The 15,829-nt window shown below is 54.7% G+C and carries 16 protein-coding genes; 11 read left to right on the forward strand and 5 right to left on the reverse strand.

The features are described 5' to 3' along the window. Positions 1 to 64 precede the first annotated feature (64 nt). The 5 genes from AUQ42_RS05915 to AUQ42_RS05935 all read left to right on the forward strand — a co-directional run bounded on the left by AUQ42_RS05915 (position 65) and on the right by AUQ42_RS05935 (position 5,589). Positions 65 to 907: a universal stress protein gene (locus AUQ42_RS05915; RefSeq protein ID WP_068518171.1), complete on the forward strand. Its 843-nt coding sequence runs from the start codon at positions 65 to 67 to the stop codon at positions 905 to 907. Positions 908 to 1,106: 199 nt separating this feature from the next. Further along, entirely contained in the window at positions 1,107 to 2,498 is a 1,392-nt protein-coding gene (locus AUQ42_RS05920; protein WP_068518172.1) for an aspartate aminotransferase family protein, read from the forward strand. 518 nt (positions 2,499 to 3,016) lie between these two features. Next, positions 3,017 to 4,234 carry a 5-aminolevulinate synthase gene (gene hemA / locus AUQ42_RS05925; protein ID WP_068518173.1) on the forward strand — a complete coding sequence of 406 codons (1,218 nt, stop codon included), beginning with the start codon at positions 3,017 to 3,019 and terminating at the stop codon, positions 4,232 to 4,234. A 236-nt stretch (positions 4,235 to 4,470) separates the two neighbouring features. Then, positions 4,471 to 5,010: a hypothetical protein gene (locus tag AUQ42_RS05930; protein WP_068518174.1), complete on the forward strand. Its 540-nt coding sequence runs from the start codon at positions 4,471 to 4,473 to the stop codon at positions 5,008 to 5,010. A gap of 72 nt (positions 5,011 to 5,082) precedes the next feature. Then, positions 5,083 to 5,589 (forward strand): GNAT family N-acetyltransferase, encoded by a 507-nt coding sequence (locus tag AUQ42_RS05935; RefSeq protein ID WP_068518175.1) that lies wholly within the window; start codon positions 5,083 to 5,085, stop codon positions 5,587 to 5,589. Positions 5,590 to 5,724: 135 nt separating this feature from the next. Here the strand turns inward: AUQ42_RS05935 and AUQ42_RS05940 are convergent, their stop codons facing one another. Continuing rightward, positions 5,725 to 6,468, reverse strand: a complete 744-nt coding sequence (locus AUQ42_RS05940; protein ID WP_068518176.1) for an SDR family NAD(P)-dependent oxidoreductase — start codon at positions 6,466 to 6,468, stop codon at positions 5,725 to 5,727. 220 nt (positions 6,469 to 6,688) lie between these two features. Between AUQ42_RS05940 and AUQ42_RS05945 the strand changes: the two genes are divergently transcribed. Then, entirely contained in the window at positions 6,689 to 7,435 is a 747-nt protein-coding gene (locus tag AUQ42_RS05945; RefSeq protein WP_082817755.1) for an SOS response-associated peptidase, read from the forward strand. Here AUQ42_RS05945 and AUQ42_RS05950 read toward each other — a convergent pair. After that, complete coding sequence (locus AUQ42_RS05950; RefSeq protein WP_068518177.1) at positions 7,432 to 7,617, reverse strand: hypothetical protein; 186 nt, start codon at positions 7,615 to 7,617, stop codon at positions 7,432 to 7,434. The two genes, AUQ42_RS05945 and AUQ42_RS05950, sit on opposite strands and share 4 nt — an antisense overlap. A gap of 206 nt (positions 7,618 to 7,823) precedes the next feature. Beyond that, positions 7,824 to 8,681 carry a universal stress protein gene (locus AUQ42_RS05955; protein ID WP_068518178.1) on the reverse strand — a complete coding sequence of 286 codons (858 nt, stop codon included), beginning with the start codon at positions 8,679 to 8,681 and terminating at the stop codon, positions 7,824 to 7,826. Positions 8,682 to 9,008: 327 nt separating this feature from the next. On the opposite strand from AUQ42_RS05955, the gene AUQ42_RS05960 reads away from it, so the two are divergent. Next, positions 9,009 to 9,317, forward strand: coding sequence for a helix-turn-helix transcriptional regulator (locus AUQ42_RS05960; RefSeq protein ID WP_068518179.1), 309 nt, complete (start codon positions 9,009 to 9,011; stop codon positions 9,315 to 9,317). A gap of 89 nt (positions 9,318 to 9,406) precedes the next feature. Here the strand turns inward: AUQ42_RS05960 and pdxH are convergent, their stop codons facing one another. Next, complete coding sequence (gene pdxH, locus AUQ42_RS05965; protein WP_068518180.1) at positions 9,407 to 10,027, reverse strand: pyridoxamine 5'-phosphate oxidase; 621 nt, start codon at positions 10,025 to 10,027, stop codon at positions 9,407 to 9,409. Positions 10,028 to 10,173: 146 nt separating this feature from the next. Here pdxH and AUQ42_RS05970 point away from each other — a divergent pair, with 146 nt between their 5' ends. From AUQ42_RS05970 to AUQ42_RS05985, 4 genes are all read left to right on the forward strand, one after another. Beyond that, positions 10,174 to 10,650 carry an RT0821/Lpp0805 family surface protein gene (locus AUQ42_RS05970; protein ID WP_068518289.1) on the forward strand — a complete coding sequence of 159 codons (477 nt, stop codon included), beginning with the start codon at positions 10,174 to 10,176 and terminating at the stop codon, positions 10,648 to 10,650. A 194-nt stretch (positions 10,651 to 10,844) separates the two neighbouring features. Continuing rightward, complete coding sequence (locus AUQ42_RS05975) at positions 10,845 to 11,771, forward strand: DnaJ C-terminal domain-containing protein (RefSeq protein ID WP_068518290.1); 927 nt, start codon at positions 10,845 to 10,847, stop codon at positions 11,769 to 11,771. Between the two features lie 166 nt (positions 11,772 to 11,937). After that, positions 11,938 to 13,311 (forward strand): mechanosensitive ion channel family protein, encoded by a 1,374-nt coding sequence (locus AUQ42_RS05980; protein WP_231856694.1) that lies wholly within the window; start codon positions 11,938 to 11,940, stop codon positions 13,309 to 13,311. A 184-nt stretch (positions 13,312 to 13,495) separates the two neighbouring features. Further along, positions 13,496 to 14,302: an SDR family NAD(P)-dependent oxidoreductase gene (locus AUQ42_RS05985; RefSeq protein ID WP_068518181.1), complete on the forward strand. Its 807-nt coding sequence runs from the start codon at positions 13,496 to 13,498 to the stop codon at positions 14,300 to 14,302. Between the two features lie 31 nt (positions 14,303 to 14,333). Here the strand turns inward: AUQ42_RS05985 and AUQ42_RS05990 are convergent, their stop codons facing one another. Next, on the reverse strand, positions 14,334 to 15,692 hold the full coding sequence (locus AUQ42_RS05990) for a YihY family inner membrane protein (protein WP_068518182.1): 1,359 nt from the start codon (positions 15,690 to 15,692) through the stop codon (positions 14,334 to 14,336). Positions 15,693 to 15,829: the final 137 nt, after the last annotated feature.

Consider the following 15,829-nt stretch of genomic DNA (forward strand, 5'->3'; position numbering starts at 1 on the left):
TGGCCTGTCGGGCTTGGCACCGTTCTGGTCTGCGCCACGTCTTTCACCCAACGGAGATCGCCCAATGTATCGGGATATTCTTGTTCATATCGACACCTCGCCAGCGTGCAAGGAACGTCTTTCGGTCGCATTGAAAATTGCAAAGGCACAGAACGCCCACCTTACGGGTCTGTTTCTTTTGCCCTATGCCGAAATTCCGCGCTTCATGGAAGTTCAGATCACCGAGGAAATTATCTCCCAGCAGCGCGCAGCCATGGCCGAAACCGCCAATGATGCGCGCAAGGAATTCGAAAACACCTGCAAGGAAGCCGGTATTGCCTTTAGCTGGCAGCAGACAGCCTGTGCGGCATCTGAAATTGCCGATACTGCTGCCATGTATGCCCGTCACCATGATTTGACGATCATGGGTCAGCATGATCCTGAAAGTTCCGATCCGTGTTCGGCATCGGACATGCCCGACAAGGTCATTCTGACATCGGGCGCACCGGTTCTGGTCGTGCCCTATGTCGGGCGTTTCGATACGATCGGCGAACGTGTGATGGTGGCCTGGAAACCCTATCGCGAGGCCGTCCGTGCCGTGAATGACAGCATGCCCATCCTCGAAGGTGCGAAATCCGCGCTTATCCTGTGTGCCGACCCGAACAAGGGTGCACGCGATACCATGCCGGTACCCGGTGTGAATGTGACCGCGCGCCTTGAACGCCACGGCATCAAGGTGCGCCATGAAACCATGAATGCATCGGGTATCAGTGTTGGCGATCTGGTGCTGTCACGTGCGGCAGATGAAAGCATCGATCTGCTGATTTGCGGGGCCTATGGCCGCCCACGCCTGCGTGAACTGATGATGGGCGGTGTGACCCAGCATCTTCTGCGCCACATGACGGTTCCGGTTCTGATGTCGCATTGATCCTCCATCATCACGTTTGACACAGAAACCACACAAAACCGGTCAGTCGATCTGACCGGTTTTGTTGTTTTGTGACCCGAACCGAACACGAACATACCGGTCTGATCAGGAAAGAGTTGCGCCGCACACCGGTAAGCTTAAAGTGCGATGAACAGCTTTCGGGTTTCAGGGTCCCACATCAAGAATTAAGAGGTTCGAAATGACCATCGACGCCACCAACGTCAATCCGACCGTCCCGGGGAATTCGGATGCAAGCCGCGATGTCGCAAGCTATCTGCATCCCTATACCAATCTGGTCACGCATGAAAAAACCGGCCCGCATATCATTACCGGCGGCGACGGCATTTATGTCATCGATGACAGCGGCCGCAAGATCATCGAAGGCATGGCTGGCCTTTGGTGTGCGTCGCTCGGTTTTAGCGAAAAGCGCCTGGTCGAAGCCGCCACCAAGCAGCTGAACACCCTGCCCTATTATCACACCTTTGCGTCCAAAAGCACCAACCCGGCGATTGATCTGGCCGAGAAGCTTCTGGAAATCGTCCCGGTGCCGATGTCCAAGGTCTTCTTTGCCAATAGCGGCTCGGAGGCAACGGATTCTGCGGTCAAGATGGTCTGGTACTATCACAACGCCATCGGCCAGCCCGAAAAGAAAAAGATCATCTCGCGCAAGAAAGGTTACCACGGTGTCACGGTTGCCGCGGCGTCGATGACCGGTCTTCCGGGCAACCACAAGCTGTTTGATCTTCCGATTGACCGGATTCTTCACACCGAAACACCGCATTACTGGCGCGAAGCACAGCCCGGCGAAGAGGAAGAAGATTTCGCAACCCGCCTTGCCGAACAACTCGAAGACCTTATCCAGGCCGAAGGCCCCGAAACCGTTGGTGCCTTTATCGCCGAACCGATCATGGGGGCCGGTGGTGTCATCGTGCCGCCGCGCACCTATTTCGAAAAGATCCAGGACGTCCTGAAAAAATACGACATCCTGTTCATTGCCGATGAAGTGATCTGCGGCTTTGGCCGTACCGGTCGCATGTTCGCGACTGAAACCTTCAACCTCAAACCCGACATGATCACGGTCGCCAAACAGCTGTCATCGGCCTATCAGCCGATTTCGGCCCTGTTCATCAATGACAAGATTTATCAGGCGGTCAAAAAGGGTTCGAACGAGGTCGGCACATTCGGCCACGGATTTACCTATTCCGGTCATCCGGTGGCGGCAGCGGTCGCGCTTGAAACGCTCAGGATCTATGAAGAAGACGGCATCATCGAACATGTGCGCACGGTCATGTCACCGTTCCAGAAACGGCTTAAAGACCTGAACAAGTTCGAACATGTTGGTGAAACCCGTGGGCGCGGCCTGATCGGCGCGTTTGAGCTGGTTGCGGACAAATGCGCGAAAACGCCGTTCGAGCCCTATGGCGCGGCGGGCAAGGCGGTGGCCGAGGCCTGCCTTGCACAGGGTGTGATCCTGCGTGCCTTGGGCGATACCGTTGCCTTCTGCCCGCCACTGATCATCACCGAACAGCAGATCCACGAAATGTTTGACGCGGTCGAGGCCGGCCTGACTGCCTGGCACGCGACCCGTTAAGCGGACTGATCCCGCCAGAATGACATTCAAATCCCGCGCGACACGTATGGTTGCGCGGGATTTTTTGTTCCACGACTGCAAGTGACAATTTGGCATCACGGCGATAAATAGAAACCCATCAAGCACACTCGGGTAATTGATCGATTTTATCTATATCTAAAATCAATATAATTGTGCGGCCAAATACGTTCAAATCCTTGCCAAATGAAGACAATAGGCCCAAATTGGGAACTGTATTGAGACGGGGCGCGTCCGCATTTGACGATACGGGACGCCTCTTGGGCAAGATCGACAAACGAGAGACGAAACACCTTCTCTGCTCGGACGGTTCCAAACAAAACTGGAATCGCTTTAATTTTTGACAAGGGTCAATGCCCGATCGGTTGCCATGTCCGATAAGGGAACAATCAAGCCCCGGTCAAAAGACGGATCGTCCGGATCCATGATCAGGTCGGGGCGCTGACAGAGCTTTGTGACCAGCCACCTTGGTCACACAGAGACAGGCGAAAGAACCAAAGATGAATTATAACAACTTCTTCAAAGACGCGTTGTCAGGCCTGAAAGCAGAAGGCCGCTATCGCGTGTTCGCCAACCTTGAACGTATTGTCGGCAAATTCCCCAAGGCCCTGTACCATCCGGGCAATGGTGACGCCCCGCGTGAAATTACTGTTTGGTGTTCCAACGATTACCTCGGCATGGGACAGCACCCAAAGGTGCTTGCCGCCATGCAGGATGCCATCACCGGCCAGGGCGGCGGTGCGGGCGGTACCCGAAACATTTCCGGCTCCAACCATCTTCATGTCGCGCTTGAGCAGGAGCTTGCCGATTTGCATGGCAAGGAAGCCGCACTTTTGATGACGTCGGGCTATGTTGCGAACTGGACGACGCTGTCGACACTTGGCTCCAAGCTGCCTGATTGCGTGATCATTTCGGATTCGCAAAACCACAATTCGATGATCGAAGGCATGCGTCATTCCAAGGCCGAACGCCGGATCTGGGAACATAACAATGTCGAAAATCTTGAAGCGATCCTGAAGGATATCGGCCCCGAACGTGCCAAGATCGTTGCATTTGAATCGGTCTATTCGATGGATGGCGATATTGCCCCGATCGGCCAGATCCTTGATCTTTGTGAAAAATACAACGCCATTTCATATCTGGACGAAGTCCACGCGGTTGGCATGTATGGCCCGCGCGGCGGCGGTGTTGCCGAACGCGATGGCGTCATGGACCGTGTCGACATCATCCAGGGCACACTTGCCAAGGCCTTTGGCGTGATTGGGGGCTATATCGCGGCCAAACCCGAAATCGTTGATTTCGTGCGAAGCTTTGGCAACGGCTTTATCTTTACCAGTTCCCAGCCGCCAAGCATTGCGGCAGGTGCGCTTGCTTCTGTCCGTCATCTTAAGGAAAGCGATGCGGAACGCCAGGCGCAGAAAGAACGTGCAGAAACCCTGCGTCAGCGGATGCGCGCAGCAGGCCTTCCGGTCATGGACGCGCCAAGCCACATCGTGCCGCTGATGGTTGGCGATGCCGCCATGTGCAAGGAAGCCAGCGACCGCCTGTTGTTTGAACATGACATCTATGTTCAGCCGATCAATTACCCGACCGTGCCGCGCGGCACCGAACGCCTGCGCTTTACCCCCGGCCCGCTTCATGATGACGAGCTGATTGATCATTTGATCGACTCGCTTCTGACCGTCTGGGGACAGCTCGGTATTTCCAAGGCTGCCTGAGACACCAGACAGACCAGATGACAAAGGCCGGTGGCATTTGCCCCGGCCTTTTTCGTGATCCGGTCAAAATGACAGCCCGTACCGCTATGTGATTGATGTCCGACATTTGCTTTCGCACGCGTGCGTTCTATATTGAGGTCTGCATACGGGTTGCCCGTTTCGATACGGAAAATCCAACTTGCAATTAAGAACCGTTCGCGCTAACGTCGGGCCCGTTATCACACAGGGACCGCATCATGTATTCGGATAGAACCTTGCTTCCCAAAGAATGTCTGCGACTTTGCGCGCTTGGCACCCTTGCCCTTTCGGACAAACCGATCAGCTATGCCGATCTGGCCAATTCCGTGCGCCATTTCATGTCCCATATCATGGGGCCGTCGCTTGATATGATGGGAAGCTCGCTTCAGCTTCTGAAACTTGAAGGTCTGGTCAAGGAAGACACCGCGAACGGATCATTTTCCGACGTGCAGCTCAGTCTGACGACAGCGGGCCATGAAAAATTCGTCGAACTGATGCAGGGCAACCTGCGTGATACATCAGGCGAACTTTCCCGTCTGATCATGGCGCTCAAGATGCGTTTTCTGCATCTTCTGGATGACGATATCCGCGCCGAACAGATCGAGATTCTTCAGGATGTCTGCGAGCTTGATCTTGACCGTGTTCTTGCCCTTCGCGAAGAGCATTCCAACGAGGTCGGAAATTTCACCGGCTGGCTTGAAATGGAAGTAAAACGACTTGAACAAAAGCGCGACTGGCTGAAAAGCCTGTTGGCCTGAGACATTTTCCCGTTATAGTCGTGACTGAAGACCAGCAGGAAGCCGGTCAAACGTCACAGGCAGGGACGGAAAATGTTGATACGTGAAGAAACCGAAAAAGACTTCGCGGCAATTAATGCGCTTTTGGCCAGTGCTTTTGAAACGGCCCCTCATAGCCAACAAACCGAACATCTGATTGTTGATGCACTCAGAAAAAGCGGCAATCTGACACTTTCACTGATTGCCGAAGAAGACGACGAACTGGTCGGCTGCATTGCCTTTTCGCCTGTTCGCATCAACGGGGTGCATTGCGATTGGTACGGTTTGGGACCGGTGGCCGTTACCCCGGACCGGCAAGGCATGGGAATCGGCTCCGAACTTGTCCAAAGCGGCATTCGTCATCTGCGTGCCAATGATGCACGCGGCTGTGTGGTATTGGGGGAACCTAATTATTACAGCCGGTTTGGCTTTGCCCCCCTGCCCGGATTGAAGCTTGACGGGGTGCCCGACGAATATTTCATGGCCCGGCCACTGATCAAGGACGTCCCGACGGGCAATGTCGATTACGATCCGGCATTCGATATCAAACCGTCTGCCTAGACACCGACGACAAGCACCACGTCTTACCCGCGCTGTTTGACACAGCCAACGCAAATGGGTCGCACTCCGCCCCGTTCAGACATTATGACATGATCTGAATGACTTGACCGTCTTCGCGTACCGTCATGTCAGCACCTAATAAAGGTGCTGACCGCCAGTGACAAAGATTTCAGTTCCCGTGACATAACTGCTGTCATCGCCGACCAGATAATGTACTGCTGCGGCCACGTCTTCGGGGGTTCCCATGCGGTTCATCGGGATACGCGGCACCAGTGCCTCATATTCCGGGGAAATCATGTCGGTCTTGATCTCGCCCGGTGCCACCGCATTGACCCGCACGCCCAGTTCGGCAAATTCCACCGCCATTTCACGGGTCAGCCCGGACAGGGCCGCCTTTGACGTCGAATAGGCCGATCCGGCAAACGGATGCACATAATGCCCGGCGATCGAGGTGATGTTGCAAATCGCCCCCTTGCCACGGTGCAAAGCAGCGGCAAAACCGCGCGCCAGTGTCAGCGGCGTAAAGAAATTAAGTTCGAACACATCGCGCCAGGCACCGATATCCCCGTTCAGGCAGCCTAATCGTTCCTTATAGGGGGTCTTTGGTGACACCCCGGCATTATTGACCAGCGCATGCAGCGGATCATCGCCCAGAACTTCGTTAGCCTGTGCGATAAAGGATTCGACATCTTCGGGTTTGGAAAGGTCGGCACGAATGTGGATCCCCTGTGCCGGATCGCGCGGACAGCTTGGCGGCGGCGCTTCACGTGAACAGCAAATCACGCGCCAGCCACGCCGGGCAAAATATCCAACCGTGACATGACCGATGCCTCGGCTGGCACCTGTCAGGACAACTGTTTTCGGGGCGCTACTGGTCATTTATTCTGCTCACTTCGCGACTGGGGCATCTTCACCGGACCGGCCCTGATCGGGCCTGACGGGTGATTGCCTTCTTATAGCATTGCCACAGCAAACCATTGAAGCAAAAGCCCGGAAAAGATCAATTTTTTAACAGCACATCGCACATTTCGCCGCGTCACGCTGTTTGGCATGACATGCAATAGCCGTTATGATCGGGCCACGGCATCGGTGAAAAGATATGTGCAGTCGATTTGATCTTAATAGCGACATTCGGGCTTTTCAGGTTCAGCTTGGGCTGAATATGGAAGATATCCGGCGTATGGCAATGCAGGATGAAAACCGCACAGCCAATGCCAATGATGAGGTCGGAGATGACGTTTCAGATGATCTTGATGCCGCGTTTGAAGGGCTGACGGGCACACGCCGCCCGACAGACCCGATTGCCGTCATCCTGCCCGGTCAAAAAGTTGCAATACGATCCTGGGGATTGACCGTGCCCGGCCTGAACAGTCCGATGATCAATGCGCGGGCCGAAACCCTTCGGGAAAAGCCGACCTTTCGCCCGCTGCTTGAACGGCGCTGTCTGATCCCGGCAACGGGCTGGTATGAATGGCGCAAGGATGGCACGGCCAAACACAAAAACCGGATCACCCTGCCCGATCATCTGCCGTTTCTGTTCGCAGGACTCGAAAATGGACGCGAAGCCACCATCATTACCTGCGCACCGTCACCCGCCATTTCCCATATTCATAACCGAATGCCCGCTATTATCGGCCCCAATCATGTCGCACCGTGGCTGGACCCGATGATCGGTTTTGAAGATCTTGGTCACATGCTGGGCCCGTTGCCCGACCACATACTGGCCTGGCACGAAGAAACACCGGGCCCCCAACATCCGGCCCGGATTGCAATCAGATTGATTTGTTTTCGAAATAGGATCACCCGCAAAGGGGTTCGATCAACGCTTACATCCCGGCAGGACTAGTCGAGATCAACATCATTTGCCGCACAGGGCGCTGCACCGCATCCACACATATCCGAAGCCAGACCGGCCTTGCCCGCAACAACGGCGGCAAGATCGGGAAGACCGACCTTCGGGTTGTTGAGTTCATGTGCCAGATCCTCGGACATGGCTGCGAAATCAATGACATCGCGCAATGATAACATGGGAATTCCCCTGCCAGACGTTTCTCTTCCTCAATGCGAAACGCCTCGTTTATCGGGGTTTCGTCTTTGTAAGATTTCCGTAACCCTGTCGCGAATTGTTCGCGAGTGCAACAAAAAAAGGCGCATCAAGATGCGCCTTTCTTCCTTCTCGAACGCGAAACTGCCGGTTAGCGCCGCGAAATCATATGGTTAAGATGACCGTTGCGTCAGTGCATAATCCAAAGCGGCAACGTGCATTTCGCCAGCATATCCTGGGTCACACCGCCAAGGATCATCTCCTTGAAGCGCGAATGGCTGTAAGCGCCCAGAACAATCGTATCCGCACCGCATTTTTCCGCCTCGGAAATCAAGGCATTAGCCACATTTGACGTTTCGGTATTGTCAACGACCCTGGCTTCGACTCCGTGCCAGCGGAACTGCTCGGCCAATGCTTTGCCACAGGCCCGGCCATACGGGACGTCGCCGATACTGACGATTGTCACTTCCTTGGCACTGCGCAAAAGCGGCATGGCCGAAGTCACGGCACGTGCGGCTTCGACCCCGCCATTCCAGGCGATCATGACTTTTTCGCCAACCGTTGCCGGGGCTGTTTCCGGCGCGACCAAGATCGGACGCCCGGTTTCCATCAGCGCGGCATCGAAGGTCAGCGACGCCGATGCTTCCTTGGGATCCCGACCGATCACCACAAGATCAAACAGCCGCCCGCGGCGGGCAACGGTTTCATCTTCGCGACCGCTATCCTTGCGCCAGGCGCAGGTCGGCTTGGTTTCCCGGGATGGTGTATCGGATGTTTCGACACCCGATGCCTTAACAGCGGCCTCAAACGATACCTTGCCGCTGACTTCGCGTTTTTCGGTTTCGTTTTCAGCAGCACGGATCATTTCTTCGATGATCAGACCCGACATGCCTTCGCCAACGATCGGGATGGCGTCCTGCGGTTCGGCGGCAACGAACAGCGCCTCAAGATGGGCGTCAAATCGCTTGGCCATCCGAAAGGCCGTTGCCATCACCCGTTCATCAATGGCAGTCCCTGCCACCGGTGCCAGAATTGTTCGTATTGCCATAGTACACACTCCCGCCAGTCAGTTTGATAACCGAGCGACCCGAAAGCCGAGCCCGGCCTTTTTCAGGTCTGTGTCAAGTTTGCAGCTTTTGGCCGCGCATTTCTTTGTTCAAGATCAAACTTCGGTCTATGTGATTGCCATTGTTACACATATCAAACGCCCGATCCCGTTTTTCATTAAGTCTAACACATAAAATGATTGTATCATCTATGGTTGTGATTACGATGGCGGTTTCAATATCGAACCAAAAATTTCGTCCTTTAAAAATCGCAAAAGCACAACATCGGACGAACACACACACAGAACTTTGAATGGGTCATCTGGCGAATGGATTATGAAGCACTCCAGGAGAATGTCCGCGAAGCAGCGGAATTTCTCAAAACCCTTGGCAATGAGTGGCGCCTGATGATCCTGTGCTCACTCGGGGATCAGGAAAAGTCGGTCGGCACGCTGGAAAACGAACTGGGCATCAAACAATCGGCCCTGTCACAGCATCTGGCACGTTTGCGCCGCGAAGGACTGGTGAAAACCCGTCGCGAAGCCCAAACGATCTATTATTCGCTGGCCAATCCCGACATCATGAAAGTAATCGTGATTTTACAGGAAATCTTCTGCCCGCCCGAAGACAAAGCCTGACCAGACGGGACGCACAAGCTTGCCAAAGAAAAACGCACAACGTCATCTGACCTTGTGCGTTTTGTTTTATCCGTTACAGACAGCTTGGCTTATGGGAACAGCTTGTCGATGTCCCAGCCCGCATCGTTGGCATCACGGGTATAAAGTTTGCGGTCATGCAGACGGAATTTTCCTTCGGACCAGAATTCAATACGATCCGGGACAAGACGGAAACCGCCCCAGTGATCCGGGCGCGGCACTTTGCCAAGGCCGAATTTGGCGGTGAATTCCGCCACCCGTTTTTCCAGATCAAAGCGGCCACTCATCGGGCGCGACTGGATCGATGCCCAGGCGCCAAGCTGACTGCCGCGGGGGCGGGATGCGAAATATTCATCCGATTCAGCGCCATCAACCTTCGATACCTTGCCCTCGATGCGGACGCATTTTTCAAGTGTCTTCCAGTGGAAACACAGCGCGGCATAGCTGTTTTCGGCAAGCTGACTGCCCTTGCGGCTTTCATAGTTGGTATAGAAAACGAACCCGCGCGGATCAAATCCCTTAAGCAGGACAATCCGTGCTGATGGCCGCCCCTGCGCATCGGCAGTCGCCAGCGTCATGGCATCCGGATAGGCTTTTTCCGCAGATTTGGCCTCGTCAAACCATGACTGAAACTGTTCAAAGGGCGCTTCATGGGGTTCGTGCCCAAATTTTGGCGTATTTTTTTCGTCCATTGGGAAAAGAATTCCTTCGGCTGAGTGAGTTAGTTGCCTTTCTGCGCAACTTATTCGGAACATCGGTGGCAGACGCATCGTTTGATTAACATATATACGCAAAGCATATCGGTTGGGACCGTAAAGACAAGATGGGCAAAACAAACATGAAATTCCGTCATATCGTAATTCCGGTCGTCATGACCGCCTTTATCGCTGGCTGTGCCCAAGACCAGGGCCAGAAGCAGACGGCTGGCACCCTTCTTGGGGCTGTTGGCGGTGCGGTTGCCGGATCGCAGTTTGGTAAAGGCAAAGGCCAGCTGGTCGGTGTCGCACTTGGTACGCTTGCCGGTGCCTTCATCGGTAGCGAGGTCGGCCGTTCGCTTGATAACGCGGACCGGGCCATCATGGCGCAAAGCACGCAGCGGACGCTTGAAGCGACCCCGACAGGTCAGACTTCCACCTGGCAGAACCCCGATACCGGTGTTCAGGGCACGGTCACCCCGACCCGCACCTATCAGGAACCCAAGACCCAGGAATATTGCCGCGAATATCAACAGACTGTCATAATCGGCGGCCAGGAAGAAACCGCCTATGGCACCGCTTGCCGCAAACCGGATGGCAGCTGGCAGGTTGTGAACTGATCAATATCTGGCCGTCTGGCCAAAACACCGAACAAGGCGGCGCAATCAGTCTGATTGGCGTCGCCTTTTCGCATTCCGACATCTGAAAAGACATATGCAAACAGGACTTGCTGATCGCGAATAAGGTTCATATTTCACCGATCATGATCTAATAATGAACCAACGTGCTTTTTGTTTTTACAACCGGTCTGGACATGCAAGATCCCTACAAGACGCTTGGCGTTTCAAAAAACGCCAGTCAGGAAGAAATCAAGAAAGCCTATCGCAAGCTGGCGCGCGAACTCCATCCCGATGTAAATCCCGGCGACGCTAAAATCGAGGAACGCTTCAAAAAGGTATCAAGCGCTTATCACCTTTTGGGTGACGCCGAACGCCGCAAGAAGTTCGACAATGGCGAAATCGATGCCGACGGCCGCGAAACAAGCCCGTTCGCACGTGGCGGCGGACGTTCCGGCGGTTTTGGTGGCGGCAATGGTGATCCGTTCGGCTTTTCCGGTGCCAATGCCGAGGATATCTTTGACGAGATATTCGGCAAGGGACGCGGTCGCGGTGGTGGCGGTTTCGGCGGCTTTGGCGGGGAACGCAAACCCCAGAAAGTTAAAGGCCCTAATATTTCCTATGAGCTGAGCCTTGATTTTGCCGAAGCCATTCTGGGAACGACCAAACGCATCAATCTTGCCAGTGGCAAAAGTCTTGAAGTCCGCATCCCGCCGGGAAGCGAGGATGAGCAGACCTTGCGCCTCAAGGGTCAGGGCATGGCCGGCATGAATGGCGGCGAACCGGGTGATGCATTGATCAAACTGCATGTCCATCCGGACAAGACATTCCGTCGCGAAGGCAATGACATTCATTGTGATCTGGCAATCAGCCTGTCCGAAGCCATTCTTGGCGGCTCGATCGAAGTGCCGATCATTGACGGCAAGGTCAATATGAAGCTTCCCGCCAATGCCAATAGCGGCACCAAATTGCGGTTGCGCGGCAAGGGTGCACCCTATGACCGCGGCAACAAGCGCGGTGATCAATATGTGCATCTGACGGTGAAACTTCCCGATGAACGCGACGATGAACTGATCGATTTCATCCGGGAATGGTCAGAAAAGCATCCCTACAAGACACGCTGAACATCATTTCAAAAGCCGGCATTTGCCGGCTTTTTTCTTGTTCCTGACCAACCGCCGGCCCTGGACCGCAATCATCTGACTGTAAATATGGTTTCGTGTTACCATATGGAATCAAAGGATTTTGGATCCCAATTCAGTTGGCAAAAGACCAAACAGCAATCAGGGCATGATGGAACAATTCACTAATCCGGACCAATACGCAAAGTGGCTTGAACAGGCTATCAACTGGCTTTCGGCCAATGTGTTGCTGATTCCGATCCTGATACAGATTGTCGCGTGTGTCGCGGTGATCATTCCGGCATTGCTGTTGCGTTCGCGTCTGGAAAAGCTGTTGGCGCGGCTGCAAAAATGGAAACCGTTTTTGCAATATGCCGGCTTTCGGCGGTTCGCCAATGTTCTGCCCGATCTGGCCTTTCCCTTGTTGCTGGTGGTGTTTGTCTGGCTGCTTGATGCCATCGCGGTTCAGGCCGGATATCGTCACAATGTCATTCGACTGATTGCAAGTCTTCTGAATGCCTGGATCGTCATTCGACTGGCTGCTGCCATTGTCAATGATCCGGTATGGTCGCGCACCATTGCCGCGGTTGCCTGGGGGCTGGCGGCATTGAACATTGTCGGATGGCTGGATCCGACGATTGAAATCCTTGACGGGCTGGCCATGCAGGTCGGCGAATTCCGGGTATCGGTTTACGGAATTATCAAGGCTGTGCTGTCACTTGCGGTATTGCTTTGGGTTGCATCATTTGCATCACGCCTGTTTGAACAGCGCATTCAGAAAGTCCACCGCCTGACCCCGTCGGTTCAGGTCCTGATGGCAAAGCTTCTGAAACTTGTTTTGCTTTCGGTTGCGGTCTTGTTTGCGTTGTCGACCATCGGGGTCGATTTAACCGCACTTGCCGTGTTTGGCGGTGCGGTTGGTGTCGGGATCGGGCTTGGCCTGCAACGGATTGTTGCCAACCTGATCAGTGGTGTGATCCTGCTTCTGGACCGGTCGATAAAACCCGGTGATGTCATTGCGATTGGCGAAACTTTTGGCTGGATCCAGTCGCTGGGTGCCAGATACACCGCCGTTCGCACCCGTGACGGCACCGAATTCCTGATCCCGAACGAAGACCTGATCACCACCCAGGTGGAAAACTGGAGCCATTCCGACGTCAAACTGCGTCTGAAAATTCCGGTTGGCATTTCCTATAACTGCGATCCGCATTTCGCAATCAAGCTGTGCAACGAAGCCGCCGCGAAGTGCCAGCGCGTTCTGGAAAACCCGGGGCCCAACACCCTTTTGCGCGGGTTTGGCGATAATTCGGTTGATCTGGAAATCCGGTTCTGGATCGATGATCCGCAAAATGGCCGGGGCAACATCATCAGTGAAATCCTGCTGAATGTCTGGGATGCCTTCAAGGAACACGATATCGAAATCCCGTTCCCGCAACGCGACCTGCATTTGCGCAGCGGCGACGCCCCGATCAAGATCGAAATGAGTTCCCCGCAAACGCCGCCGCAAACGCCAAAACCCGACGGCGCGTCGCAGGACGCATAACCATAATCGTCACGGTTGGCTTGCCTTCAGGTTGCTGTCAGCTCGATCGGACAAAATGTGTCCGTACGCTGAACCACCCAACGCAAAAGCATCCAACGCAACCTGTGCGGAGCCACCGTGAACGATTTTGCCCATCTGTTTATTCCCTTGTCTATGACTCTGGCGCGACCGATCGGGCATCGCCATGCGGGTTGATGGTAAACGCGTCTTTCTGACCGGGGCAACTGGCGGTATTGGTCGTCCGCTTTCTGCGGTTCTGCGATCACGTGGGGCAATTGTTACGACCCATGACCATGCCGAACAGGGTGATCTGATGGAACAGATCGATACGGTTTGTAAGTCACTGCGCGAAAACACCCCGGATATTCTTGTCAATCTTGCGGCGATCAACGCGTTTGATCTTGCCGAACATCAGAATTACGACGCGTTGCTGACACTCGATCTGCTGGTGCCGATGCGCTTGTGTCAGGCGGTCTTGCCCGCCATGCGCAATCGCGGCCATGGTCAGATCGTCAATATCGGATCAATGGCCGGCCTTATCGCCCCGGCACATCAAAGCGGATATGTCGCAGCCAAGGCCGGGCTTAAGGGATTTAGTGATGCCTTGCGCCGCGAAGTTGCCGCCAATGGCATCAAGGTATGCCACATCGCACCGCGCGCTACTCACACAGGCATGAATAGTGCGAAACTCGGACTGCTTCATCGGCAAACCGCAACATCCGAAGATCGCCCGCGTGATGTCGCAATCCGGATCGCCAACGCCATTGAACGCAACCGGATCGACCTGCGCATCGGTTGGCCCGAACGGCTGTTGGCACAGATCAATGCCCTGTGCCCCGCCATCATGGATAAAATCCTGCACAACCATACCCGAACCGGTTTGGATATTCTGCGTTCCGATCAACAAAATTCCAGGATTGCGGATATCGCGGACATCCCGAATGCGGGCCCAACACCCTCAGGCACAGTTACCCGCAAAACCATTGTCTAAGGCCAACGCCCAAATCCGGGCGATCCCCAGATCAGCCGATGGTATCGGTCATGTCCTTTTGGTCGATTTCGCGGGACTTTTGTTGATGCGGGTCGGCTTCGACCGGTTCGGGAACCTTGTCTTCGGGTCGCGGAGTATCAAGCAACTCACCAACACTGATATCAAGAACAGACTGGCGTTTCTTTTCCAACTCGACCAGCCGTTCGCGCATCACCACCGGCCAGCCACCATCGGTCTGCACCAGCAACAACCGGTCATAATCAAGAAACAGCCCAAGCCGTGTCATCAATTGCATCAGGCTGATCCGCGACAAATCCCCGGATAACAGCCAGCGATGGCTTTCTGATCGGTCAATCAGCTTTTCACGTCGCAGGGCGGCCAGCGCCCAGTTAAGGTCACGCCCGCCAAGCTTCAATTCCCGCATCATGCGACGATAGGTCGGCGGTTTACCGGCTTCGTGGAAACGGTGTTGCAGATATTCCAGCACACGCAAGACCGCAATAATCCGTTCCATATGTCCCGGCACCGCCCCGCGCGGATCGGGGATCAGTCCGGCTGCGCGTGCTGCACGCCATTCCGATTGTGCGGCGGCCACCTGTGCGCCGAGCAAAATGACGATCCAGGTCAGATACATCCACAACAGGAAAATCGGCACCACCGCCACCGCCCCGTAAATCGTCTGATAGGTCGGAAAGTTGGTGACGTAAAATCCGAACCCCTTTTTAAGGGCCTCGAACAGCAAGGCGGCAACCATGCCCCCGACAGCCCCGTCGCGGATTTCCACAGAACGGTTTGGCATGCCGATAAACAGCAGTGAAAAGGCCGCTGCCGACAAAAAGAACGGCGCAATAAAGGTCAGTTGGCCGATCTGCTGGCCCAGTGCCTCGCCACCGACCAGATGGCGCATGGCAAAGATATAGGACGCCAGTGACAGGCTAAGCCCCAACAGCATCGGCCCGACCGTCAGCAAGGTCCAGAAAACCACAAGCCGCGACAGCAATTTGCGCGGGCTGGTCACGCGGAAGACGTCATTCATCGCCCCTTCGATCGCGCCCAGCAACATCACTGCCGTCAGGCCAAGCACAATGGTACCAACAGCGGTCATCTGACCGGTATTCTGAAGGAAGCTTCCCAGATACCCGCTGACCTGTTCGCCGGTTTCAGGCAGAAAGTTATTCAGAACAACGTCCATGATCTGATCTTTGAACTGATCAAAAACCGGAAATGCCGAAAGAACCGTCAGCGCCACGGCAAGAAACGGAACCATTGCCAGAAGCGTCGTGTAAGACAGGCCCGCTGCGCGCTGCACCGATTTGTCATGGACAAAACGCATGGCGGCGTAGCGCCAGAATGCGGTCCGATCCGCGATCATTTTCTGAATTTCGACCATTAAACGCTTATCCCTACGCATTTTCCGGTTATACTGCACGTGATCAACAAGATAGCGTGCCCGCACACGTTAGGACAGGCCAGATTGACCTTGAGCCAGCTTTGTGTAGGATGCGCCGAATGTCTAATGCCTCCTGT

It is taken from the genome of Thalassospira sp. MCCC 1A02491, from assembly GCF_001613785.1.
In the GTDB taxonomy this organism is placed as follows: domain Bacteria; phylum Pseudomonadota; class Alphaproteobacteria; order Rhodospirillales; family Thalassospiraceae; genus Thalassospira; species Thalassospira povalilytica.